22 protein-coding genes are annotated in these 22,246 nt (G+C 72.2%); 13 read left to right on the forward strand and 9 right to left on the reverse strand.

All coding sequences use genetic code 11. From position 1 onward, the window contains the following. Positions 1–24 precede the first annotated feature (24 nt). Complete coding sequence (locus tag ABZS69_RS44480; RefSeq protein WP_355383671.1) at positions 25–1,518, forward strand: helix-turn-helix domain-containing protein; 1,494 nt, start codon at positions 25–27, stop codon at positions 1,516–1,518. Here the strand turns inward: ABZS69_RS44480 and ABZS69_RS44485 are convergent. After that, positions 1,493–4,336 (reverse strand): BTAD domain-containing putative transcriptional regulator, encoded by a 2,844-nt coding sequence (locus ABZS69_RS44485; protein ID WP_355383674.1) that lies wholly within the window; start codon positions 4,334–4,336, stop codon positions 1,493–1,495. The two genes, ABZS69_RS44480 and ABZS69_RS44485, sit on opposite strands and share 26 nt — an antisense overlap. 69 nt (positions 4,337–4,405) lie before the next feature. Between ABZS69_RS44485 and ABZS69_RS44490 the strand changes: the two genes are divergently transcribed. The 5 genes from ABZS69_RS44490 (at position 4,406) to ABZS69_RS44510 (ending at position 9,476) form a co-directional block, all read left to right on the forward strand. After that, the gene (locus tag ABZS69_RS44490; protein WP_355383677.1) at positions 4,406–4,843 is read left to right on the forward strand and encodes a helix-turn-helix domain-containing protein; all 438 of its coding nucleotides are present in this window, start codon (positions 4,406–4,408) and stop codon (positions 4,841–4,843) included. 109 nt (positions 4,844–4,952) lie between these two features. Continuing rightward, on the forward strand, positions 4,953–6,236 hold the full coding sequence (locus tag ABZS69_RS44495; RefSeq protein ID WP_355383680.1) for a helix-turn-helix transcriptional regulator: 1,284 nt from the start codon (positions 4,953–4,955) through the stop codon (positions 6,234–6,236). A 44-nt stretch (positions 6,237–6,280) separates the two neighbouring features. Next, complete coding sequence (locus tag ABZS69_RS44500; RefSeq protein WP_355383683.1) at positions 6,281–6,892, forward strand: copper resistance CopC family protein; 612 nt, start codon at positions 6,281–6,283, stop codon at positions 6,890–6,892. Beyond that, the gene (locus ABZS69_RS44505; RefSeq protein WP_355383686.1) at positions 6,889–8,880 is read left to right on the forward strand and encodes a cytochrome c oxidase assembly protein; all 1,992 of its coding nucleotides are present in this window, start codon (positions 6,889–6,891) and stop codon (positions 8,878–8,880) included. Before ABZS69_RS44500 ends, ABZS69_RS44505 begins: the two co-directional genes overlap by 4 nt. A gap of 206 nt (positions 8,881–9,086) precedes the next feature. Beyond that, the gene (locus ABZS69_RS44510) at positions 9,087–9,476 is read left to right on the forward strand and encodes an ATP-binding protein (RefSeq protein ID WP_355383689.1); all 390 of its coding nucleotides are present in this window, start codon (positions 9,087–9,089) and stop codon (positions 9,474–9,476) included. 5 nt (positions 9,477–9,481) lie between these two features. Here ABZS69_RS44510 and map read toward each other — a convergent pair whose 3' ends face one another. Further along, positions 9,482–10,330: a type I methionyl aminopeptidase gene (map, locus tag ABZS69_RS44515; protein ID WP_355383692.1), complete on the reverse strand. Its 849-nt coding sequence runs from the start codon at positions 10,328–10,330 to the stop codon at positions 9,482–9,484. Between the two features lie 32 nt (positions 10,331–10,362). On the opposite strand from map, the gene ABZS69_RS44520 reads away from it, so the two are divergent. Further along, entirely contained in the window at positions 10,363–10,539 is a 177-nt protein-coding gene (locus ABZS69_RS44520) for a hypothetical protein (protein WP_355383694.1), read from the forward strand. Here the strand turns inward: ABZS69_RS44520 and ABZS69_RS44525 are convergent. Together ABZS69_RS44525 and ABZS69_RS44530 are read right to left on the reverse strand one after the other, a co-directional pair. Next, positions 10,536–11,180, reverse strand: a complete 645-nt coding sequence (locus ABZS69_RS44525) for a cyclase family protein (RefSeq protein WP_355383697.1) — start codon at positions 11,178–11,180, stop codon at positions 10,536–10,538. The two genes, ABZS69_RS44520 and ABZS69_RS44525, sit on opposite strands and share 4 nt — an antisense overlap. Next, on the reverse strand, positions 11,177–11,428 hold the full coding sequence (locus ABZS69_RS44530; RefSeq protein WP_355383700.1) for a hypothetical protein: 252 nt from the start codon (positions 11,426–11,428) through the stop codon (positions 11,177–11,179). Before ABZS69_RS44530 ends, ABZS69_RS44525 begins: the two co-directional genes overlap by 4 nt. 73 nt (positions 11,429–11,501) lie before the next feature. Between ABZS69_RS44530 and ABZS69_RS44535 the strand changes: the two genes are divergently transcribed. Beyond that, the gene (locus ABZS69_RS44535; RefSeq protein ID WP_355383703.1) at positions 11,502–12,485 is read left to right on the forward strand and encodes a LysR family transcriptional regulator; all 984 of its coding nucleotides are present in this window, start codon (positions 11,502–11,504) and stop codon (positions 12,483–12,485) included. A 40-nt stretch (positions 12,486–12,525) separates the two neighbouring features. Here the strand turns inward: ABZS69_RS44535 and ABZS69_RS44540 are convergent, their stop codons facing one another. Next, positions 12,526–13,104, reverse strand: a complete 579-nt coding sequence (locus ABZS69_RS44540) for a hypothetical protein (RefSeq protein WP_355383706.1) — start codon at positions 13,102–13,104, stop codon at positions 12,526–12,528. 172 nt (positions 13,105–13,276) lie between these two features. Between ABZS69_RS44540 and ABZS69_RS44545 the strand changes: the two genes are divergently transcribed. Together ABZS69_RS44545 and npdG are read left to right on the forward strand one after the other, a co-directional pair. Then, positions 13,277–14,419, forward strand: a complete 1,143-nt coding sequence (locus ABZS69_RS44545) for a lipase family protein (RefSeq protein ID WP_355383709.1) — start codon at positions 13,277–13,279, stop codon at positions 14,417–14,419. A gap of 84 nt (positions 14,420–14,503) precedes the next feature. Beyond that, positions 14,504–15,157: an NADPH-dependent F420 reductase gene (gene npdG, locus ABZS69_RS44550; RefSeq protein ID WP_355383711.1), complete on the forward strand. Its 654-nt coding sequence runs from the start codon at positions 14,504–14,506 to the stop codon at positions 15,155–15,157. A gap of 194 nt (positions 15,158–15,351) precedes the next feature. Here npdG and ABZS69_RS44555 read toward each other — a convergent pair whose 3' ends face one another. Then, the gene (locus tag ABZS69_RS44555) at positions 15,352–15,510 is read right to left on the reverse strand and encodes an Arc family DNA-binding protein (RefSeq protein ID WP_355383714.1); all 159 of its coding nucleotides are present in this window, start codon (positions 15,508–15,510) and stop codon (positions 15,352–15,354) included. A gap of 29 nt (positions 15,511–15,539) precedes the next feature. Here ABZS69_RS44555 and ABZS69_RS44560 point away from each other — a divergent pair, with 29 nt between their 5' ends. Next, positions 15,540–16,766, forward strand: coding sequence for a transposase (locus tag ABZS69_RS44560; protein ID WP_355383717.1), 1,227 nt, complete (start codon positions 15,540–15,542; stop codon positions 16,764–16,766). A 32-nt stretch (positions 16,767–16,798) separates the two neighbouring features. On the opposite strand, the gene ABZS69_RS44565 is transcribed toward ABZS69_RS44560, so the two are convergent. Both ABZS69_RS44565 and ABZS69_RS44570 read right to left on the reverse strand, forming a co-directional pair. Next, positions 16,799–17,485: an alpha/beta hydrolase gene (locus ABZS69_RS44565; RefSeq protein WP_355383720.1), complete on the reverse strand. Its 687-nt coding sequence runs from the start codon at positions 17,483–17,485 to the stop codon at positions 16,799–16,801. Between the two features lie 12 nt (positions 17,486–17,497). Further along, a complete protein-coding gene (locus tag ABZS69_RS44570) occupies positions 17,498–18,922 on the reverse strand; it encodes a PLP-dependent aminotransferase family protein (RefSeq protein WP_355383723.1) in 1,425 nt (474 codons plus the stop codon). Positions 18,923–18,981: 59 nt separating this feature from the next. Between ABZS69_RS44570 and ABZS69_RS44575 the strand changes: the two genes are divergently transcribed. Then, a complete protein-coding gene (locus ABZS69_RS44575) occupies positions 18,982–20,169 on the forward strand; it encodes an aminotransferase class I/II-fold pyridoxal phosphate-dependent enzyme (protein ID WP_355383726.1) in 1,188 nt (395 codons plus the stop codon). 8 nt (positions 20,170–20,177) lie between these two features. Next, entirely contained in the window at positions 20,178–21,149 is a 972-nt protein-coding gene (locus ABZS69_RS44580; RefSeq protein ID WP_355383729.1) for a pyridoxal-phosphate dependent enzyme, read from the forward strand. Positions 21,150–21,333: 184 nt separating this feature from the next. Here ABZS69_RS44580 and panB read toward each other — a convergent pair whose 3' ends face one another. After that, the gene (gene panB / locus ABZS69_RS44585; protein ID WP_355383732.1) at positions 21,334–22,164 is read right to left on the reverse strand and encodes a 3-methyl-2-oxobutanoate hydroxymethyltransferase; all 831 of its coding nucleotides are present in this window, start codon (positions 22,162–22,164) and stop codon (positions 21,334–21,336) included. Between the last annotated feature and the right edge of the window lie 82 nt (positions 22,165–22,246).

Here is a 22,246-nt window from a genome sequence, read left to right on the forward strand (position 1 = left end):
TCAAAGCCTTGTATATTCCTCCAAGTGCGCATCTCTGACCTGCTGGCCATCGAGGAACTGCGCCTGACCCTGCTCGCCGGCGACCCCTCCCGCGAGTTCCACGCCGTGCACATCACCGACCTGCCCGAGCCGGGGCGCTACCTGGGCGGCGGCGAGCTGGTGCTGTCGGGGCTGATGTGGTGGCACGAGCCGGGCGATTCGGCCGAGTTCGTGGCGGCGCTGGTGGAGGCCGGGGTCGCCGCGCTGGGCGCGGGGCAGGCGTGGCTGGGGCACGTCCCCGACGACCTGGTGGCCGCGTGCGAGGCCGCCGGCCTGCCGCTGGTCGACGTGCCGACGGAGGTGTCGTTCCGGACGCTGGCTGAGCTGGTCGTGCCGCGGCTGGCGGGCGACGTGCGCGACGCGCTCGGCCGCCACCGCAGGCTGGTCGCGGCCATCGCCGAGGGCGTGGACCTGCGCGAGCTGTTCGAGCTGACCGCCGCCGAGCTGGGCGTCACCGGCGCCGTGCTGTCCGCGTCGGGCGAGGTGATCGTGGGCGCGGCCGCGGATCCCGTACGGCTGGCGAAGGCGTATCTGACCGCGCCGCGGCTGCCCGCGCGCGTCGGCGACCACACGATCTTCGCGGTCGGGCGTGGCCACCGGGCCGCAGGCTGGGCGCTGGCCTGCGACGGCGACCTGATGGGACGCGCCGACCTGGGCTACGAGCTGGCGTCCTGCGTCGGCCTCGAACGCAGCCGCGTGGAGGAGGGCCGCCGGGTCGAGCGCCGCCTGACCGAGCAGCTTCTCGTGGCCGCGCTGGCCGAGTCCGACGCGGCCGAGCTCAACGCCAGGCTGCGGACCTGCGGGATCGACGCGGCGGAGCCGTACGCCGTCGTGAACGCCACCGCGCCCAGGCCGGGCGCCACCCGCGGCCCCGACCCCGCCGCGCTCGGCGGCCAGGTCGTGGAGGAACTGCTCGGCCGCGAGGTCGTCGCGGCGGCGGGGGCGGACGGCGCGGTCGCCGTGGTGCCGCTGCGCGAGCGCACCACCGCAGAGCTGGCCGACCGGCTGCGCGCCGGGGCCGAGGTGCTGGCCGCCCTGCCCGACACCCGCCTGTGCGTCGGCGTGAGCGGCGCGCTGACCGGGGCCGCCGCCGTCAAGGGAGGCGTGGAGGAGGCCGGGCACGCCAGGCGCCTGGCCGAGGCCCGCGCCGGGGGCGTGGTGACCAGCGACGAGATCTACACGCACGCGCTGCTGCTGGCCACGGTGCCGGGGGACGTGCGCCGCTCGTTCACGGCCCGGCTGCTGTCGCCGCTGCTCGACTACGACCGGCGTCACCAGTCCGAGCTGGTGCGCACGCTCGGGATCTTCCTCGACTGCTCCGGCTCGTGGAACGCCTGCGCGGAGCGGCTCCACGTGCACGTGAACACGGTCCGCTACCGGATCCGCAGGATCGAGGAGCTGACCGGCAGGAACCTGTCGACGATGGCCGACCGCGTGGACTTCTTCCTGGCCCTCAGGGACACGGGCCCGCCTCGATAGCCGCGCGCGCCTCGGCCACGGCCGCCCGCTCCTCCCTCAGCCGCCGCTCCCAGCGGGCGTGGCCGAGCCCGCCACCGCCGGCCACGGCATCGTCGACGTAGGAAAGGGCCCGGCCGGGATCCTTGAGCATCCGGTACGCCCGCGACAGCCCGATCAGGCAACGCACCCTCCCGATTCGGTAACCACTCGCCGAGATCAGCTCAAGAGCGCGGAGAAGGTGCGGCAGAGCCTGCTCCGGGTCCTCCAGGTCGAGGTGGGCCTCGCCGAGCGTGAGCCGGATCTGCCCCTCGAAGCTGGAGTCCCCTGCCTCCTCGGCGTCGGCCAGCGCCTCATACAGCGCCTCGCGCGCCTTCTCCGGACGTCCCGCCCCCACGTGGGAGTCCCCAATCATCATCAGCGCGTACCTGACCCCCACGCTCGCGTCGATGCTCCTGGCCCGTGCGAGCTGGAGCTCCGCCCACGACAGTGCCTCCTCGTAACGTTCCCCCGAGTTGTAGTTGTTGGCCAGGTTGCCCAGCGTACGCATCTCGGTGAAGGCGTCGCCGAGCCGCCGGGCGAGCTCCAGCTGGGACCGTAGGTGCACGAAGGCCTCATCCGTGTATCCCGTCATTTGCAGGGCGAGGGCGATGTGGCCGTGTGCGAGCAGGGCGCCGGCCGCGTCCCCGAGGCGCTCGCTCACCCGCAACGCCAGCGTGTTCAGCTCCTTCATCTCCGCCATGTGGTAGGCGCGACTCTGGTGCCAGAGGAGGCCGAACGCGAGGTTGACACCCAGCCGGGCGATCGTGCCGTCAGGGGAGTTCAGCGCCTGCACGGCCGCGGCCGACAGGATGGGCTCCTCCTCGCGCAGCCATGCCCGCGCCTCCTCCGCAGTGTTGATCTCGTGCGGGAGCGCGTCGACCGGGGCCGCCAGCTGCGTGCGGTGCGGGTCGCTGACGTGGCTGGCCAGACGGGTGGAGGCGGCGTAGTACGACAGCGCGCGGATCAGCGCCTCGCGTGAGTCGCCGGGACGCAGTTCGCCGGCGAAGAGGCGGACGAGATCGTGCAACTGGTAGCGGCCGGGGCCGGCGCGATCGAGCAGGTGGGCGTCCACCAGCCGCTCCAGGGCCGACTCCGCCTGGCCGGAGGCGGTGCCGGCCAGCGCGCCCGCGGCCTCCGCGGTCACCTCGGGCACGTGCAGGAGCCCCAGCAGCGCCAGCGTGCGCGCGGCCAGCCGGTCCACGGGGCGCGAGCCGCGTTCGAGCGCGGTGTGGCTCCCGGCCAGGCTGGAGCGGACCGCCAGGTCGCCGGCCGCCAGCTCGTGCAGCCGGGTTCGCTCGTCGCTCAGGCGGGCGGCCAGCGTGGACACGCTCCAGTCAGGACGGTCGGCCAGGCGCGCTCCCGCGATGCGCAACGCCAGCGGGAGACCGTCACACAGCCGGACGAGCCTGGCCGTCTCGCCCGCGTCGGCCGAGATCCGGCTCGCGCCGGCCAGGTTGGCCAGCACCGTGGCCGACTCCGCCTGCGACATCCTGGCGAGCTCCAGCTGAACGGCGTCCTCGCCCCAGCTCATGGTCTCTCGGCTGGTCACGAGCAGCGTGTTGCCGAGCGAGGCCGACATCAGCGACCGGATCTGCGCGAGGTCGGCGGCGTCGTCCAGCAGGACCAGCACCCGCCGGTCGTGCAGGCGGCTGCGCCACGCGGCCGCCGCCTCGTCCAGGTCGGCGGGCACGGCGTTGGGCGGCACGCCGAGCGCCCGCAGGAACCGGCCGAGCACGTCGAGCGGGGTGAGCGCGGGCAGTTCGGGCGTGGCACCCCGGCAGTTGACGTAGAGCTGTCCGTCGGGGAAGCGGTCCTTGGCCAGGTGGGCGACGTGGGCGGCGAGCGCCGACTTGCCGACGCCCGGCGGCCCGGTGATGATCACCAATGGGCTTGGCGAGTTCTCAGCCCGCGGCGCGAGCCGCTCCGCCAGCCACCCGGCCGCCGCGGACCTGCCCACGAACTCCGCCAGCGGGCGGGGCAACTGGTGCGGTGTCTCATGGGGCGCCGGCGTGCTCGGGGCGGGCGCCGCGTCGGCGCGCAGCACCATCTCATAGCACCGGCGTAAGCCCTCACCCGGTGACAGCCCGAGCTCCTCGGCGAGCAGGACCCTGCCCTCCTCGTAGACCTTCAGCGCCTCGGCCGGGTTGCCCGAGCGGAACAGGGCCGTCATGAGCAGCTCGCGGGCCCGCTCGCGCAGCGGGTTCCGGCGGGTGAGGTCCCCCAGCTCTTCGACGATGTCCCGGTGGCGGCCCAGGCGCAGCAGACTGTCCGCGCGCAGCTCCAGGGCGGCGAGCCGGAGCTGCTCCAGGCGATCGCGCTCCGCCTCCGCGAACGGGCCGGACAGCCCGCTCAGCGCGGTGCCGCGCCACATCCCCAGGGCTTCGTCGAGGCGGCGCACGGCCTGGGGGTCGTCTCCCGCGCGCTGGACCCGCCTGGCCTCCTCGATCCCCTCGGCGAACAGCAGCGCGTCCACCTGGGCGGGCTCCACGTGCAGGACGTAGCCGGCCGGCGTTCCCGCCAGCACCCGCGACGGCTCGCGCCGCCCGCGATCGGGCTCGAAGGCGCGGCGCAGGCCGGCGACGTAGGTGTAGACGCTCTGCTCGGCGTTGCGCGGGGCGTTCTCCCCCCAGACGCCGGCGACCAACTGATCCATGGGGACGGGGCGCGGGGCCACCGCGGCCAGGATCGACAGGGCGGTCCGCTGCCTGGCAGGTCCGAGGTCGATGGGCTCTTCGGCGCCCTGACGGCGGAACTCGGCGGTCACCTCGCCGAGAAGGCGGATGAAGATTCCTTCGCTCAAGCCGCCTCCTCGATGGCCCGGATTCCCGCGGAGAAGGCAGCATAGTAAAGATCGCGTGGCGGATGAGAGATGAAATGTAGACGGCGCCGCTACAGTCCAGATCGACGAATTGTGCGACTGTTGGTCACCCCGTCAGGCGGTGTGCGCCGCTCGTTCGCGAGCCGGCTGCCGTCGCCGTCGATCGACTGCGAGCGCAGGCACCAGCCGGAGCTGGTGCGCACGCTCGGCCGCGGCTTCCTCGACTGTGTCGGCACGTGGAATGCTTGCGCGAGGCGGGTGCACGTGCACGTGAACACGGTCCGTTACCGAATCCGCTGGATCGAGGAGCTGGCCGGCAGGAATGGCGGACCGCGTCGGCTTGTCCTTGCGCTCAGGCTATGGGGCCACCCAGACGAGTGGATCGTGTATTCGGGCCGCTCAGCAGCAGGTGATCACGTCGGACATTACCCGTACAGGCCGAGACGGATCGGCCCATGCCGCCGTAGCATTGCTTCCGGAGGCCGCTAGGGCCACAATCACGGCAGCAAGTACGGACAGTGCAGTACGTGTGCGCATCGGGGTATCTCCCTCGCCTATTCGTGTTGCTCGGACGCAATAATCTCAGGGAGCGGTAGCAGTGACCACATCTGACATGGTCGGACTCCGAATCAAGACAGTCAGGCGTCAGCGTGGCCTCTCTCAGGCGCAGCTCGCGCACCCGGAGTTGTCGGACAGCTACGTCTCCCTCATCGAGAGCGGCAAGCGCACGCCGACACCCGCTGTGCTGGAGCTGCTGGCTCAGAAGCTCGACTGTTCCCTCTCCTATCTGGTCAACGGGGTTACGGCCGAGCAGATGGAGGACATCGAGCTGGCGCTGGGCTACGCGCGGCTCGCCCTGGAGAACGGCGAGGTCTCCGAGGCCAGAACCCGCTTCGCTGAGCTATTGACGGACAACAACCTGACAGGTCTCACCAAGCTTCGTCAAGATACGGAATTCGGCCTGGCCCTGGCGACGGAAGCGGGCGGCGACCTGCGCGAGGCGAGCGCCATTCTCACCCGGCTGCGCAGCGAGGAGACCACGCCGGAGCGTGCGGTCGAGCTCGCAATCGCCCTCTGCCGCGTCTACCGCGACAGCGAAAGGCTCACGGAGGCGGTGGAGGTGGGAGAGCAGATCCTGCGCAGCCACGCCCGCCCCACCTGGACGGACCACCTCGTCGAGCTGGGCGCCACGCTTCTGTCCGCCTATCTCTTCCGCGGCGACATGCTCAGGGCGAAGCAGTTCGCCGCCGAACTGCTCAACGCCGCCGACACACTCGGCACCCCCCGGTCGATCGTCGCCGCCAATTGGAACGCGTCAGTGGTGGCGGAGAGCATCGGACACGGTGAGGAGGCGCTCGCCTTCGCGGAGCGGGCCCTCGCGGTGCAGTCCGAGAACGGCGCACCACGCAACCTCGCGCGTATGCGCGGTGCTTACGGCCAGCTCCTCCTGCGGGTGCGTCCTGGTCAGGCGGCGGCTGCCCGGGACGTCCTGACGCGAGCCACGGAAGAACTGACCCAGAGCTCGGCAAGCACGATCGATGTGGCCCGGTGCCGGCTCGAGCTGGCCAGGGCCGAGATCGTCCTGGGCTCGCCCGCCGAGGCGATGGTCCACATCCGGGCCGCGGACCAGCTTGTGCCGGACAACGTGGTCGCGCTCGGCACGGAGGGCGATCTGCTGGTCAGCCGCGTCCAAGGGGCTCTGGGGAACTTCGCGGAGGCCGAGATCAGCGCGCGTGCCGTGCAGGAGCGGCTCTCCCGCCTGCCCCACTCGCGGCGCGCGGCCGGCACCTGGTACGCCGCCGCCGAGACGATGGAGATGCTGGGCGACGCGGACGGGGCCGTCGAGGCGTACCAGCGGGCGATGGCCTGCGCGGGGCTGTAGCGGAGTCCCGACCGGGCGGTGGCGTCGGTAGCCTTGGGGGTGCCATGAAGAGATCCCCGCTCGCGGCGCTCGCCGCGACTGCCGCCGCCCTACTCGTGTTCGTGCTGGGCAGTGCCGCGCCGGCGCTGGCGCACGACGCGCTCAAGAGCAGCTCCCCGGCCGAGGGCGCCGAGATCAAGGCCCTCGACGAGGTGCGGCTCGAGTTCACCGCGGGCGTACGCCTGCCGTTCGTCATCGTGCGCGGCCCCGGCGGCGCCGAGCTGCAGAGCGGCAAGCCGCAGGCGGACGGCAAGGTGGTGACCCAGGCGGTCAAGGAGCCCGTGCCCGACGGGAAGTACACGATCGCCTACCGGGTCGTCTCGTCCGACGGGCATCCGATCGAGGGCGAGATCCCGTTCCGGGTGAAGGGGGCCGAGACGCCGTCCCCCAGCCCGACCTCCAGTGCCTCCGAGAGCGCGGCGCCGGCCGCATCGGCGCCGGCCACCTCGGCGCCGGCCACGCAGCCCGCCCAGAGCTCGCCCGCCACCGACCCCGCCACCGATCGGGCTTCGGCCGCGCAGCCGGTGACGTTCCCCGTCTGGTTGATCATCGTGATCGGCGCGCTCGTCGGCATCGGCATCGGTTTCCTGCTCAGCGCGCGGAAGAAGAAGCCATGAGCAAAGCGGCGCGGCTCGCGCTCGCCGGGGCGGCCGCCGCGGTCGTCGCCCTGGTCATCGGCATGATCGCCGGCGGCAGGGCGTTCCCCAGGATCATCCCCGGCCTGCCCGACTCCGGCGCGGTCGTCCGCTGGGGCCTGCCACTGTCCAAGCTGCTCATGGACATGGCGGGCGTGGCCACCGTCGGCCTGCTGCTCATGGCCGCCGCGCTGCTGCCCAACGACAAGGGCGTGCTCGGCAGGACCGCCACCCAGTACGTCAAGGCCGCCTCGTGGGCTGCCCTCGCCTGGGCCGGCTCGGCCTTCGTCGCCATCGTGTTCAGCACCGCGGAGTCCATCGGCAGGACCGTTCCCCAGATCCTCGACCGCACCTTCCTCACCAGCTACGCCACCCAGACCACGCAGGGCGTGGCGCTCACGCTCGTGGTGCTGTTCGGGGTGGCGATCGCGCTGTTCTCCCGCGGCGCGATCACCGCGGGGGCCGCGGCGGGTCTGCTGGTCTTCGCGCTGGTGACGCTGCTGCCCGCGCCGCTCACCGGCCACACCTCCTCCTCGCCCAACCACGACCTCGCCACATCGGCGGTCTCGCTCCACCTGCTCGCCCTCGCCCTGTGGGTGGGCGGGCTCGCCGTGCTGGCCCTCCACGCGGTCCGCAAGCAGCCGCAGCTCGAGGTGGCCGCGCGCCGGTTCTCCGACATGGCCGTGTGGTGCTACGCCGGGGTGGGGCTGTCCGGGGTGTTCAGCCTGGTCGCGCGGCTGGGCGCGGTGTCCGACCTGTGGACCACCCAGTACGGCCTGCTCGCCGTGGTCAAGATCGTGGCGTTCGTGCTGCTCGGCTACGTCGGCTACTGGCACCGGCAGCGCACGCTGGCCGACCTCGACAAGGGCAGGCCGCGCGCGTTCACCCGGCTGGCCGGCGGCGAGATGGTGCTCATGCTGGCCACCGTCGGAGTGGCCGTGGCGCTGTCGCGCACGCCGCCGCCCGAGTTCAGCGTGCCCGCCGACCGGGCCTTCGAGCTGCTCGGCTTCGCCCTACCCGCCGAGATCACGCTCGGCAACGTGTTCACCCTGTGGTGGTTCGACCTGTTCTTCGCCACGGTCGCCGCCGTGCTGGCCGGGCTCTACGCGCTCGGCGTGCGCCGGTTGCTCAAGCGCGGCGACAAGTGGTCGTGGGGGCGCACGGCCTCCTGGTACGTCGGGATCGCGCTGCTGGTGTTCGCCACGCAGAGCGGGCTGGCCCGCTACGCCAAGGTCCTGTTCGACATCCACATGATCGAGCACATGACGCTCTCCATGGTCGTGCCGATCTTCCTCGTCCTCGGCGGGCCCGTCACGCTGGCCCTGCGCGCCCTCAAGCCCGCCACCCGGCGGGGCGACCGGGGCCCGCGGGAGTGGATCACGACGATCCTGCACAGCCGGTTCACCAAGGTCGTCACGCATCCCGCCGTCGCCACGGCCATCTTCATCGCCTCGACGTACGCGCTGTACTTCACGCCGCTCTTCGAGTCGGCCATGGAGGAGCATCTCGGGCACATCTGGATGACCCTCCACTTCCTGCTCAGCGGGTGCCTGTTCTTCTGGGTGATCATCGGGGTCGACCCCGCGCCCAACCGGCTCCCGTACGTCGGGCGGCTGCTCATGCTCTTCGTCACCATGCCGTTCCACGCGTTCTTCGGGGTGGCGCTGATGATGATGGGCACGGTGATCGCCTCCGGCTGGTACGAGCAGCTGGGCCGCGCCTGGGGCCCCTCGCTGCTGCAGACGCAGCAGGACGGCGGGGCCATCGCCTGGGGCTTCGGCGAGATCCCGACGCTGATCGTGCTGCTGGCCATCGCCGTGCAGTGGTATCAGGACGACGAGCGGCAGGCGCGGCGCACCGACCGCAAGGCCGACCGCTCCGCCACCGACTCCGAACTCGACTCCTACAACGCCTACCTCGCCCGTCTCAACCGCTCGGACAAAGGTGAGCGGCAGGTTTCCGGCGAGTAGCCGTTCGGCCATGGCCTTCTATCTTCCCACTACAAGTCTCTGTACCGCCAGGTAGCCTGTCTCGCAGGGGAGACGGGCATAACCCCATGACCAGCGTGCGTAGGCCTTGAGGGGGGACGCGCACCGCCAGGTGGGAGCGCCGGAGTGGGGACCGGCGCAGGCCCGGCGTGCCTAGGAAGGCGAGACCATTGTCGGAAGAGACACGGATGCGCGGGGGGCAGAGCCTGGCCGAGGCTCTAGAGAGCTATCTGGCCGAATGGTCCGAGCGCACGGGGATCGCCGTCGAGACCTGGGCGTTGCCGGCCGCCGACGTGCCGTCCCAGGTCACCCGGGCCGTCATGGCGACGATGGACGAGGCGCTGTCCAACGTCGAGCTGCACAGCCGGGCGCGGACCGTGTCCATCGCCGTGACGGTCTCCAAGAGCGGGCTCCGGATGACGGTCAGCGACAACGGCCATGGCTTTTCCGCCGCGGGGGCGGGAAGCGGGATCGCCAGGATGCGGGCCTCGTTCGCGGAGCTCGGCGGGAGCCTGTCGGTCAACAGCGTGCTCGGCGAGGGCACGACGGTGACCGGGGTGGTGCCCAAACGCGGCTGACGGGGTCAGGGGAGAGTGAGGATCTCGCTGCCCGTCTCGGTGACCACGATCGTGTGCTCGAACTGGGCCGTGCGCTTGCGGTCCTTGGTCACCGCCGTCCACTTGTCCGGCCAGATGTCGTACTCGATGGTGCCCAGCGTCAGCATCGGCTCGATCGTGAACGTCATCCCCGGCACCAGCTCCACCCGCAGCGACGGGTCGTCGTAGTGGGGCACCATGAGCCCGGAGTGGAAGGTCGTGCCGATCCCGTGGCCGGTGAAGTCGCGGACGACGCCGTAGCCGAAGCGCTTGGCGTACGCCTCGATGACCCGGCCCACCACGTTGAGCTGCCGCCCGGGCGCGACCGCCTTGATGGCCCGCATGGTCGCCTCGCGGGTGCGCTCCACCAGCAGCCGCGACTCCTCGTCGACCTCGCCCACCAGGTAGGTGGCGTCGGTGTCGCCGTGCACGCCGCCGATGTAGGCGGTGATGTCGACGTTGACGATGTCGCCGTCCTGGAGCACGGTGTCGTCGGGGATGCCGTGGCAGATGACCTCGTTGATCGACGTGCACAGCGACTTGGGGTAGCCCTTGTAACCGAGCGTGCTCGGGTAGGCGCCGTTGTCGATCAGGAACTCGTGGCCGACCCTGTCGAGCTCGTCGGTCGTGACGCCCGGCCGGATGTGCTTGGCGACCTCGTCGAGCGCCTGGGCGGCGAGCCGGCCGGCCACCCGCATGCGCTCGATGATCTCGGGGCTCTTCACGTCGGACTCGCCGGTCTTGGGGCGCTTCTTGCCGACATACTCCGGCCGCACGATGTGGGCGGGGACCTTTCGCATGGGCGAAACTCGGCCGGGCTGGAGCAGTGTCGTCATGAAACATGAGTCTACGGGGCAGAATTGACCCCGTGAGCGATGGCCAGTGGTGGTTCTGTCTCAAGCACATGCGGGTCGAGCCCGAGCAGGGCTGCCCCAACAAGGACCGGATGGGTCCCTACGCCTCCGAGCAAGAGGCGGCCGGGGCGCTGCAACGCGCCGCCGACCGCAACAAGGCGTGGGACGAAGCCGATAACGACGACGATTAGGGCACGACCGCGTAGGCCCTGACGGGGAAGGTTCCCATGCCCGCGACCATCGGGGGCGCGGCGTGGAAGCGGAAGCCCTCCGGGGGCAGCGCCGCCAGGCCCGTCAGGTGCTCCACCAGCGGGATGCCCGCCCGCAGCAGGATCGTGTGGGCGGGCCGCTCGCCGTGCGGCGGGGTGTCGTCGATGTTCAGCGAGTCGATGCCGACCAGCGCCGCCCCCTGGTCGGCCAGCCACTGCGCCGACTCGGGCGCCAGGTAGGGGTGGCCGTGGAGGTAGGCGTCGGTGCCGAAGCGGCGATCCCAGCCGGTGTGGATCAGCACGGCTCGTCCCCGTACGTCGAGGCCCTTGTCGATCGCCACCTCGCGGCCCGCGCCGCCCCGTACGACGAGGCCGGGCAGGTCGGCCAGCCTGCTCACCGGCACCTGCGACAGGTCGGGCCCGTCCGGATAGCGGTGGTGCGGGGTGTCGAGGTAGGTGCCGGTGTTGGCGGCGAGCGTGATCACGCCGATGTGGAACTCCGTGCCGGGCGCGTAGACCTCGCGCGAGTCCTCCCGGCTCAGGTGCACCCCCAGTTTCGGGCTGGGAATGCCGGGATAGGTGACCATCCCGTCCACGATGCGGTGGCTGAGTTCGACGATCATGCGGACGCTCCTACGCGTACGAGTTTGACCAGGGCGATGACGCCGATGCCGGCCCAGATCAGGTTGAGGCCGGCCGACGGCCAGGCGGCGCTGTAGGCGCTGTTGGCCATGAGCCCGAGCGAGCCGGCGAGGTTCATGAGCTGGTACGCCGCGCCGTCGCCGGGCAACCGGGACTGCGTGACCAGAACGTACCCGACCAGCAGCAGGGCGGCGCCGATCCAGCCGACGGCGGCGAAGAGGAGGTCCATGGCCGTCATTGTCGGGACAGACGGCCCTAAAGCACAAATAAAGAATGCTAAAGGTGCGCGTAAGCTGACCTGCATGGACATTGATCCACGGCGGCTGCGGATCCTGCACGAGGTCGCCCGCCGCGGCGGCGTGATGCGGGCCGCCGAAGCGCTCTATCTGACCCCCTCCGCCGTCTCCCAGCAGCTCGCCCAGCTCGAACGCGAGGTCGGGCTGGCCCTCATCGACCGCTCCCAGCGCAGCGTCTCCCTCACCCCGGCCGGGCGCGTGCTCGCCGGTTACGCCGAGCGCGTGGAGGAGGAGCTGCTGGAGGCCAGGCGCGAGCTCACCCGGTTCACCGAGCGTCTGGCCGGGCCGGTGCGCATCGCGGCCTTCCCCACGGTCATCAGGCACATGCTGGTGCCCGCCATGCGCGACCTGGCCGTGCGCCATCCCAAGATCACCCCGGTCATCCACGAGATCTACGGCCAGCCCGCGCTGCAGGAGATGCGGATGGGCGCGGTGGACGTGCTCATCACCGAGCAGGACATGGGCGTGCCCGGCCTGTCGCAGCCGTCGCTGAGCACGCGGCTGCTCTATGTGGACGAATACCGCGTCGTGCTGCCGCCCGACTGGCCGGACCCGGACTCGGTCGCCGAGCTGCTGGGGCTGCCGTGGGTGGCCAGCGAGCCGAACCAGGCGTGCGGGCAGGCGCTGGAGCGGCTGGCGGGGCTGCACGGGATCGAGCCGCGCAAGGCACACGTCATCACGGAGTTCGGGCCCACGCTCTCGCTGGTGGCCGCCGGGCACGGGGTGGCGATCGTGCCCGCGCTGGCCCTGCTGGACGTGCCGGAGGGCGAGGTGCGGGTGAGCGAGGTGCGTGAGGTGGGCTCGCGCAGGCTGGACGCCGTCACGCGGGTGAGCCGTACCAGGTCGGGGGAGCCCGACCCCGTGCAGGCCGTGGTGATAGGCGCGATCGAGGAGGCCACGGCGGCGCTGGAGGCGTCGCTGAGCGGGCGCCTGCACAGCCCCGCCAGTGCCGCCGAACATGCCGCCGAACCGGGGCGGTCGCGTCCCTAGCCGGCCGTCGGGGGCCGCCGGCCTTGTCGGGGAGGCGTCCCTAGTCGGTCAGCTGGGGGCCGCTGACCTTGTCGAGCAGGCGGGCCAGGCGCTCGCGCAGGCCGGGGCGGCGTTCGGGCTCTCCGGCCGCCGTGCTCACCAGGTGCTGAGCTCCGTCGAAGGTCACCAGCCCGTCGCGCGGCACCTCGATCGAGTCGTGCGCCAGCCCGGTCAGCTCCCGGTCGCCGCCCCCGATGGCCAGGATGGTCGCGCCCGTGCGCCGGGCGTCGTCGACGCGTTCGAGCAGCGGCACCGGCGCCTCCCGCTCGGCCAGCACGAACAGCGTCTCGCCCCGGGCCGCCCGCTCCAGCCGCTCGATGCCGACGCGCAGGTGGGCGGGCGCGTCGGCGGGCGGCGCCCAGCGCACCAGCGTGGGCGTGAGCTGCGTCAGCCCGGAGAACCTGGCCTCGTCGGCGAGGTGCGCGGTCAGGTGCCAGGGCTCGTCGTCGGGGGTGCCCACCAGCAGCAGGCCGCCGGGCGAGCGGGTGGCACGCAGGGCGACGCCCAGCTCGCGGGCGCGTTCGAGCCAGCCGGTCTCGGCCAGGAGCTCACGCAGCAGTGCCACCGATCCTGAGTCCATGTCCCCATGGTGCCTGACGCGCACCCGCGGGGTGGCTGATTCGGGAGTGATGTGTTGACACCAGCCGAGTTTCCCCGTCATTTCGGGCCTTGACAGGAGGTTACTCCCGGGTAACGATCGGCTCGCGGCGCCGCCGTCCCAAGTATGTGGTCCTCACGGAGAGGGGCGGCACATGTCCTTACGTGTCCGCGTCAGCATGTCCCTGGTCCTGTTACTGATCATGTCCCTCATCACGACCCCGGCCCGCGCGGCGGCTCCGGGAGACGTGGTCTCCGCCCAGCCCACCACCGTCTACCTCCTGCCGGGCAAGCTCCTGGAGGTCCCGGTCAACGCCTGGCACCTCCTCTACAACTCCACGTCCGCCACCGGCGCGATCAACACCGTGTCGGGAACGCTGCTCGTGCCCAAGAGCGGCTACCCGCTCGGCGCGCGCCCCATCGTCGGGTACGCCGTCGGCACCCACGGGCTCGGCGACCAGTGCGCCCCCTCGGCCGGCATGAGCCAGGGCAAGGAGGCCGAGCTCGCGCTGGTGAGCCTGTTCCTGCTCAAGGGGTACGCGGTGGCCATCACCGACTACGAGGGGCTCGGCACGCCCGGGCAGCACACGTACATGGTCGGGATCTCGCAGGGGCACGCCGTGCTCGACTCGATCAGGGCCGCCACCCGCGTGTCCGGGTCGGGGCTGTCGAGCCGGGCGCCCGTCGCCGTCATGGGCTACTCCCAGGGCGGTGCGTCGGCGGGGTGGGCGGCCCAGTTGCAGCCCTCGTACGCACCCGAGCTGCGGCTCAAGGGCGTCGCGGCCGGAGGCGTGCCCGCTGACCTGCACGCGGTCGCGGACCACCTGGACGGCGGGGCCGACTTCGGGCTGGCGGCGGCGGCCGGGGTCGGGCTGGACGCGGCCTACCCCGAGCTGAACCTGCAGGCCGACCTCAACGATCGGGGCCGCGCCCTGCTCGCCGACGCGGCCGACGACTGCGTGGGCGACCTCGGCAAGCTCGCCGGGCTGAGCTTCTCCGACCTGAGCCCGATCGACCTGCTCGACCAGCCGAAGTGGCTGGCCCGGCTCGGGGAGAACCGTCTGGGCGCCGTGGCCCCGCGGGTGCCCATGTTCCTGTACCACGCGCGCGGGGACCAGACCATCCCGCTCTCCGTGGGCTCGACGCTGCGGTCCGAGTACTGCCGGGCCGGGGTGAACGTCCGGTGGACCGCGCTGCCCGCGCCGGACCACGTCACGGGGGCCATCGAGGGAGGGCCCCTGGCCATCGAGTGGCTGGCCCTGCGGATCCTCGGACTGCCCGCCATCGGCAACTGCTAGCTCGTGGGGCGGCCGGGCCCGCGCGACAGGGCCCGGCCACCCCCCTGGCGGTCACGCCGCGGCCGAGCTGGCATGATCGGGCTTATGACAGACGTGAGCGGGCTTTCCATCGGCATCCTCGGCGGCACCGGTGACCAGGGGAAGGGGCTGGCGCGGCGGTTCGCGCTGGCGGGGCACCGGGTGCTGATCGGGTCGCGCAGCGAGCAGCGCGCCCAGGACGCGGCCGGTGACATCGGGTCGGGCGCGACCGGGGGCGCGAACGCCGCCGTCGCCGCCGAGGCCGACATCGTGATCGTGGCGGTGCCGTACGAGGGGCACAAGGCGCTGCTGGAGTCCCTGCGGGCCGAGCTGGCCGGGAAGATCGTGGTCGACTGCGTGAACCCGCTCGGGTTCGACAAGCAGGGCGCCTACGCGCTGCCGGTGGAGGAGGGCAGCGCGGCGCAGCAGGCGGCGGCGGTGCTGCCCGAGAGCCGGGTGGTGGCCGCGTTCCACCACGTGTCGGCGGTCCTGCTGATGGACCCGGCCGTGGAGAAGGTGGACCTCGACGTGCTGGTGCTCGGCGACGACCGCGAGGCCACCGACACGGTGCAGGCGCTGGCCGAGGTCATCCCGGGCGTGCGCGGGGTGTACGGGGGGCGGCTGCGCAACTCGCACCAGATCGAGGCGCTCACGGCGAACATCATCTCCGTGAACCGCCGCTACAAGGCCCACGCCGGGCTCCGCATCACCGACATCTGACCTGGGGCCGGTCGCACTTCGGCTAGGTCCCTTTGGGAACCCCTCGGGTTGGCCGCCGCGCGGCGTGCAGCCGTTGGCCCGCTGGACTCGCCGTAGACCTGCATGGGGGAAACGCCGTGAAGTACGGTGGAGGTATCGAATGGTTTCGGAGCCAACTTCATGGGGACCCCTCCAGGTTGCAAAAGGGGACGCCGTCAGGACGTTTCGTCGTCGGTGGTGGGCCCACTGCGGCTGGTCTCCAGCCGGTGCAGGATCTCGGAGTTGAGGGACCTGCGAGCAGCCTTGGCCTGCGAAATCAGCCACGCATGCAGGTCGGCCGGGAGCCTGAGGGTGATGCGCACTTCGTGATCCATGTCACCGAGTGTAGTGGTAGAATGGTGTCATGGTGACACTAGAGGAGGGTGGGGAGGGGGCCGGGAGCGTCAGGTACACCTACCGGCTTCGCGTGTCGTCCACCGCCCGAATGGCGCTGCTGGCCGAGTGGGACCGCTGCCGGTGGATCTGGAACGAGTGCGTCGCCAAATCCCAGCAGACCTACCTGCACAACCAGGCCAACCCCGGCGACAAGCGGACCTGCGGCCCGGCCCAGCTCGACAAGATGCTGACCGAGGCCCGCCGGATCACGCCGTGGCTGCGCGCGGGCTCCTGCGTCCCGCAGCAGCAGATCATCCGGGACTTCGGCAAGTCCCGGGCCAAGGCGTTGAAAGACATCGCCGAGCGCCAGCCGGTGCGGCAGCGGGCCGGGATGCCGCGATTCAAGAAGAAGGACCTGGCCGGCCCGACCCTCAACTACACCAAGCGCGGTTTCCGCCTCAAGGATGGCCGCCTGCACCTGGCCGGCGGCATCGTGGCGACCGTGGTGTGGTCGCGGGATCTGCCCGCCGAGCCGTCGTCGGTGCGCGTGTACTGCGACAGTCTCGGCCATTGGTACGTATCCTTCGTCGTCCCCGCTGAGGCCGCGCCCTTGCTCGAAACGGGCCGGGTGATCGGTATCGACTGGGGTGTGAAGGAGACCGCGACCACCACCAGCAGGGCACACGACCTCCCCCATGCCGAGCATGGCAGGAAGGCCGCCGCGAAGCTGGCCCGCTACCAGCGGATGATGGCCCGCCGAAAGCTCCAGCGCGGCCAGGCCGCCTCCAACGGCTACCGCGAAGCGAAGCAGCAGGCTGCGAAGCTGCACAAGAAAGTGGCCCGGCAGCGTCAGGACACCGGCCGCAAGTGGGCCAAAGCCGTAGTCCGCGACCACGACGTGCTCGCGGTGGAGGACTTCAAGCCGAAGTTCCTGGCCAAGTCCACCATGGCCCGCAAGGCCGCCGACGCCGCCATCGGCGCCACCAAGAAGGCCTTGATCGAGATGGGCCGCAAGCATGGGCGGGACGTCCGCCTGGTACACCCCGCGCACACCACGATGGACTGCGCGCAGTGCGGAGCGAGAGCCAAGCATGCACTGCCGCTGGGTGAGCGCACCTACACCTGCACCGCGTGCGGAGCCGAATCCCCCAGGGACAAGAACTCCGCCCGCGTGATGCTCGTCCGGGCTGGTCTGGCCCCGGCTGGTGCTGATCGCGTAAGACCCGACTGTCTGCCGGACAGCCAGGCGGCGTGAGCCAGGAATCCCCGCCTTCATGCGGGGAGCAGTCAAGACTTGCGCGAGAGCTTGAGCAGCGCGTCCGTGACCCCCTCGGGGTCGATGAGCTGGTGCAGGTGCAGGCCGGGCAGGCGGGTCACGGGCCAGCCCCGCCGCGCCGCCTCCTCGGCGACCTGCTCGTACGGCGACCCGAACCACAGGCACGAGCACCTGACGTCGTCCCACCCGGCGGGCACCGGGACGGGCTGGGTGTAATAGTCGAGCGGCAGCCGCGGCTGCTCCGCCGCCACCCTGATGCGTACGGCGGGATCGGGCAGCATGGCCACCACATCCTCCTCGTCCCACCAGTCGGTCCAGCGCGGCAGCACGCCGTCGGGCCCGGCCAGGTCGTGCAGGAACGGCAGGAAGCTCTCCTCCGCGGTCCTGACCAACCCCTCGCGCGGCGGGATGTGCGCGTCGGCGAAGACGCACGCCACCACCCGCTCGCCCAGCCCCTCCTTGATCAACGGCAGGAAGAACCCGGCGTTGCTGTGCCCGGCCAGCACGACGGGCGTGTCAGGCGTGACCGCGCGCACCGCCTCGACCACGCGCGGCCAGTACGGCGGCCCGCCCGCCGTCACGCCGGTCAGGTCGGGCACCACGGCCGCGTGGCCGCGGCGTTCCAGCGACTCGGCTACGGGAGCCCAGGTCGAGGGCCCGACGGAAGGGCTGTGCACGAGCACGAAGGTCGTCTGCATAGGCCCACACTGTCAGACGACCAGGGTGTGGCGGGAGACCGGGTGATCGGCGCCGTCGAAGACCGCCCAGGCCGCGGCCAGGTTGTTCACCGCTCGCGAAAGCTCGTCCTCGGGGAACAGGAAGTGCAGGCGCATGCGGTCGGCGTGCCCGCCCAGCGGGTCGAACGATCTCCCCGGCGGCACCGCGACCCCGTGCCTGAGGGCCACCTGGGCGAAGGAGTCCACGTCGCCGCGCGGGATCCGCACCCAGATGGTGTGGCCGCCGAGCGCGGGCCCGAACTCCCATGACGGCAGCCGTTCGCGCAGTTCGGCGCACAGATGGTCGTGGCGCCGGCGCAACGTGCGCACGCGCGCCGCCCGTACCTCCTCCAGGCGGCGCAGCAGCGCCACGGCGGCCAGCTGGCTGAAGACCTCGCCCCCGAGGTCGTGCACGGCCCGCAGCCTGGCCAGCCGCGACACCAGCGGCGCCGCCGCGCGGATCCACCCGACCCGCAGCCCGCCCCAGACGAGCTTGCTCAGCGACCCGACGGTGATCAGGTGCTCCCCCCGCTCGAACGACGCCAGCGGCGGCGGCGTCTCGCCCGTGAAGCCGAGCTCGGCGCACACCTCGTCGTCGATCAGCGGCACGTCGTGCTCGGCGGCCAGCGCGGCCAGCCGCCGGCGGGCCGGGTTGGCCATGACCGCGCCGTCCGGGTTGCGGTTGGTGGGGACGAAGTAGGCCAGCGTGGGGCGTTCGCGCAGGTCCTCCGCCGTCCCGGGGCGGACGACGGCGGCGGCGTGCCGGAAGACCTCCAGCGCGCCCGGGTACGTCGGCGTCTCGGTCAGCACGGTGTCGCCGGCCGCCACCAGGAGCCCGGTGAGCAGGGTGAGCGCCTGCTGGGCGCCCGTCGTCACGATGATCTCCTCGGCCGTCGTCGGCACGCCGCGGCCGGTGTAGTAGGCGGCCAGCGCGGCACGCAGGGCCGGGTTGCCCGCCGGCTGGTAGCCCAGCTCGCGGCCGTTCGCCAGCCGGGCGCCCGCCTCCTCGTACGCCTCGAACATCGCGGCCGGCATGTCGTGCGGCGCGGCGCACGTCAGGAGCTGCACGCCGTCCGGCGGGTGCAGGATGTGCAGCAGCAGCGGGTTGGCCGCCACGCCGTCGGCGGTCCGCGTCGCGGGCAGGTCGAGCGCGGCCACCCGGGTGCCGCTGCCCTGGCGGCGCACCACGCGGCCCTCCTGCTGCAGCAGGTCGTACGCGGCCACCACGGTGCCCCGGCCCACCGCGAGCCGTTTGGCCAGGGCCCGGTCCGGCAGGAGCGCCTGGTCGGGCGGCAGCACGCCGTCGTCGATGAGCGCCCGCAGCCGGGCCGCGAGCAGCAGGTAGAGCGGGCCGCGGCCCGACGCCCAGCGGCCCAGGAGATCGACGAGGTCGCCGTCGCCGAGATTGGCCCCATTCATGGACCAATTCTGCAGTATTGGCTCTGATGCCGGACCGTTCCGCGGGAGATCCTTGACGTATGACCGAATCTCGTCCCCCTGAGCTTCGTCCAGAGACGCGCACCGTCCACCTGCCGCAGCCCGTCGTCGAGGGCAGCCGGCCGATCACCGTGCCGATCTACCAGACCTCCGGATTCATCTTCGACGACCCCGCCGTGATGGCCGACGCGATGGGGCGGGCCGACGGGCCCTTCGTGTACGGGCGCTACACCAACCCCACCGTCCGCTCCCTGGAGCAGGCCGTCTCCGGGCTGGAGGGCGGGGCGGGGGCCATCGCCACGGGCTCGGGCATGGGCGCGATCAACACCGTCCTGCTCGGCCTGCTCAAGCCCGGCGACCACCTCATCGCGCAGAAGGCCCTGTACGGCGGGACCGCCGCCATGATCAACGACCTGGTGGGCAGGTTCGGGATCACGGTGACGTACGTGCCCGAGAACGACCCCGCCGCCCTGCGCGCCGCCGTCCGCCCCGAGACCAGGCTCGTCTACCTGGAGACGATCAGCAACCCGATGACGCTGGTCGCCGACCTGCCGGGGATGTGCGCGGCGGCCCGCGAGCTGGGGATCCTGTCCGTGGTGGACAACACGTTCGCCACGGCCCTGCTCTGCCGGCCCATCGAGCACGGGGCGGACATCGTCGTACACTCCACCACCAAATACCTGTCCGGCCACACCGACGTGGTGGGCGGGCTCGCCGTCTTCGCCTCCGCCGAGCTCTACGAGAAGGTGTGGCACTTCGCGATCGAGCTGGGCGCCTCCGCCGACCCCTTCGCGGCCTGGCTGTCGCTGCGGGGGTTGCAGACGCTCGCCCTGCGCATGGAGCGCCACTGCTCCAACGCCCGCCTCCTCGCCACCCGCCTCGCCTCCCACCCCGCCGTCACCGCCGTGCACTGGCCGGGGCTGTCCACGCACCCCTCCCACGAGCTGGCCGGGAAGCTGCTGTCCGACTTCGGCGGGGTGCTCTCGTTCGACCTCGCCGGCGGGCGGGCGGCGGGGGAGCGGTTCATGAGCTCCGTACGTCTCATGCTCCTGGCCCCCTCGCTGGGCGGCGTGGAGACGCTCGTGCTGCACCCGGCCACGACGTCCCACCGCTCGCTCAACGCCGAGGAGCTGGCCAGGAACGGGATCGGCGAGGGCACCGTACGCATCGCCGTGGGCATCGAGCACCCGGAGGACCTGTGGGCCGACGTGTCGCAGGCGCTGGCATAGTGGCCGGTGTGGATTACTCGGATGTGCTGGCCGCGGCCAGCCGTATCGACGGGCTCGTGCTGCGCACGCCGGTGCTGGAGGTCTCGCCCGGGGTCTTCTTCAAGCTGGAGCTGCTGCAGCACTCGGGGTCGTTCAAGGTCCGCGGGGCCTTCAACCGGATGTTGTCGGCGGGGGAGCTGCCGCCCAGCGGGGTGATCGCCGCCAGCGGCGGCAACCACGGGCTGGCCGTCGCCCACGCGGCGCGGGAGCTGGGGGTGCGGGCGGAGATCTTCGTGCCCGAGGTGACGAGCCCGGTGAAGGTCGCGGGGCTCGCGGCGCTGGGGGCGCACGTCACGCAGACCGGGGCCATCTACTCGGAGGCCGCCGAGGCCGCCGCCAAGCGCGCCGCGGAGACGGGGGCGTTGTCGGTGCACGCGTACGACCAGGCCGAGGTGGTGGCGGGCCAGGGGACCACGGGGCTGGAGATCGCCGAGCAGACGGGCGGCGTGGACACGGTCGTCGTCGCCGTCGGCGGGGGCGGCTTCGCCGCCGGCATCACACTCGGCACCTCAGCCGCGCCCGGGGCCGAGTCCGGAAGCGCGTCCGGAGGCGCGTCCGGGGGTGGGGCAGGGGCCGGGCCGCGGATCGTCGCGGTCGAGCCCGAGCGGATCCCGACCCTGCGCGAGGCGCTGCGGGCGGGGCATCCGGTGCCCGTCGAGGTGAGCGGGGTGGCCGCCGACGCGCTGGGCGCCACCAAGCTCGGCGCCATCGCGTTCGAGATCCTCTCCTCGCCTCGGGTGGAGAGCGTGCTCGTGAGCGACGAGGCGATCGTGGAGGCCCGGCGTACCCTCTGGGCGCGGCACCGGGTGGCGGCCGAGCCCGCGGGCGCGACGGCGTACGCGGCGCTGCTGGCGGGCGCGTACAGCCCGGCTCCTGGGGAGCGGGTGGCCGTGGTGCTGTGCGGCTCCAACACCGACCCCGGCACCCTCACCACCCCCTGACCCGCACTCACACCTCACACCCACCCCCGGCCCCGAGCTCGCGCCGACGTCCAGGCCCCTGACACCTGACACCTGACGCCTGGCTCCGGGTGGGTGCTCCTGGACGCCCGCCCCCGGACGCTTCGGCCCCGAGCGCCTGGTCCGGCCGTGCGGTGGCCGTACTGGCGCCGGGGCCGGGTCGACGTCAGTTGTACGTGTGCTCGGCGGCCGGGAAGGCGCCCGTCGTCACGTCGGTGGCGAAGGCGCGGACCGCGCGGTCCATCTCGGCGGCCAGGTCCGCGTAGCGCTTGACGAACCGGGCGGGATGCGGGGTGAGCCCCATCAGGTCCTGCCAGACCAGCACCTGCGCGTCCGTCCCGGCGCCCGCGCCGATGCCGATGGTCGGGATCGTCAGCGACGCCGTCACCCGCTCCGCCAGGTCCGCCGGCACGCACTCGAGCACCACCGAGAACGCCCCCGCCCGCTCCAGGTCCTTGGCGTCCGCCATGAGCTCGTCGCCCGACTGGCCGCGCCCCTGGACGCGGTAGCCGCCCAGGACGTTCACCGACTGCGGGGTCAGCCCGAGGTGGGCCATGACCGGGACGCCGGCCGAGACCAGCGCCTCCACCTGCGGCACGACGCGGCGGCCGCCCTCCAGCTTGACGGCGTGCGCGCCGGCCTCCTTCATGAAGCGAGCGGCCGACTCCAGCGCCTGCTGGGGGGAGGCCTGGTACGACCCGAACGGCAGATCCGCGACCACCAGCGCCCGGGACGAGCCGCGCACGACGGCGGCCGTCAGGGGCAGGAGGTCGTCGACCGTGACGGGGATCGTGGAGTCGTACCCGTAGACGACCATGGCCGCCGAGTCGCCCACCAGCAGGACGGGAATGCCCGCGCCGTCGAAGACCCTGGCCGTCATCGCGTCGTAGGCGGTGACCATGGGCCACCGCTCTCCGCGCTCCTTGGCGGCGGCGAGGTCGCGAACGGTGACCCGGCGCCCGGCGACGCCCCCGTACAGCGTGGTTGAAGAGGACATGTGTGAACCCTCCAGAAAACGTCTCGAGGCGCCCCAGTGGCGTCCCCGGACTCCTTCCGATGATGTCACGGGCCGTCACGGG

Origin of the sequence: Nonomuraea sp. NPDC005650, assembly GCF_040605375.1 — a bacterium.
Lineage (GTDB): Bacteria > Actinomycetota > Actinomycetes > Streptosporangiales > Streptosporangiaceae > Nonomuraea.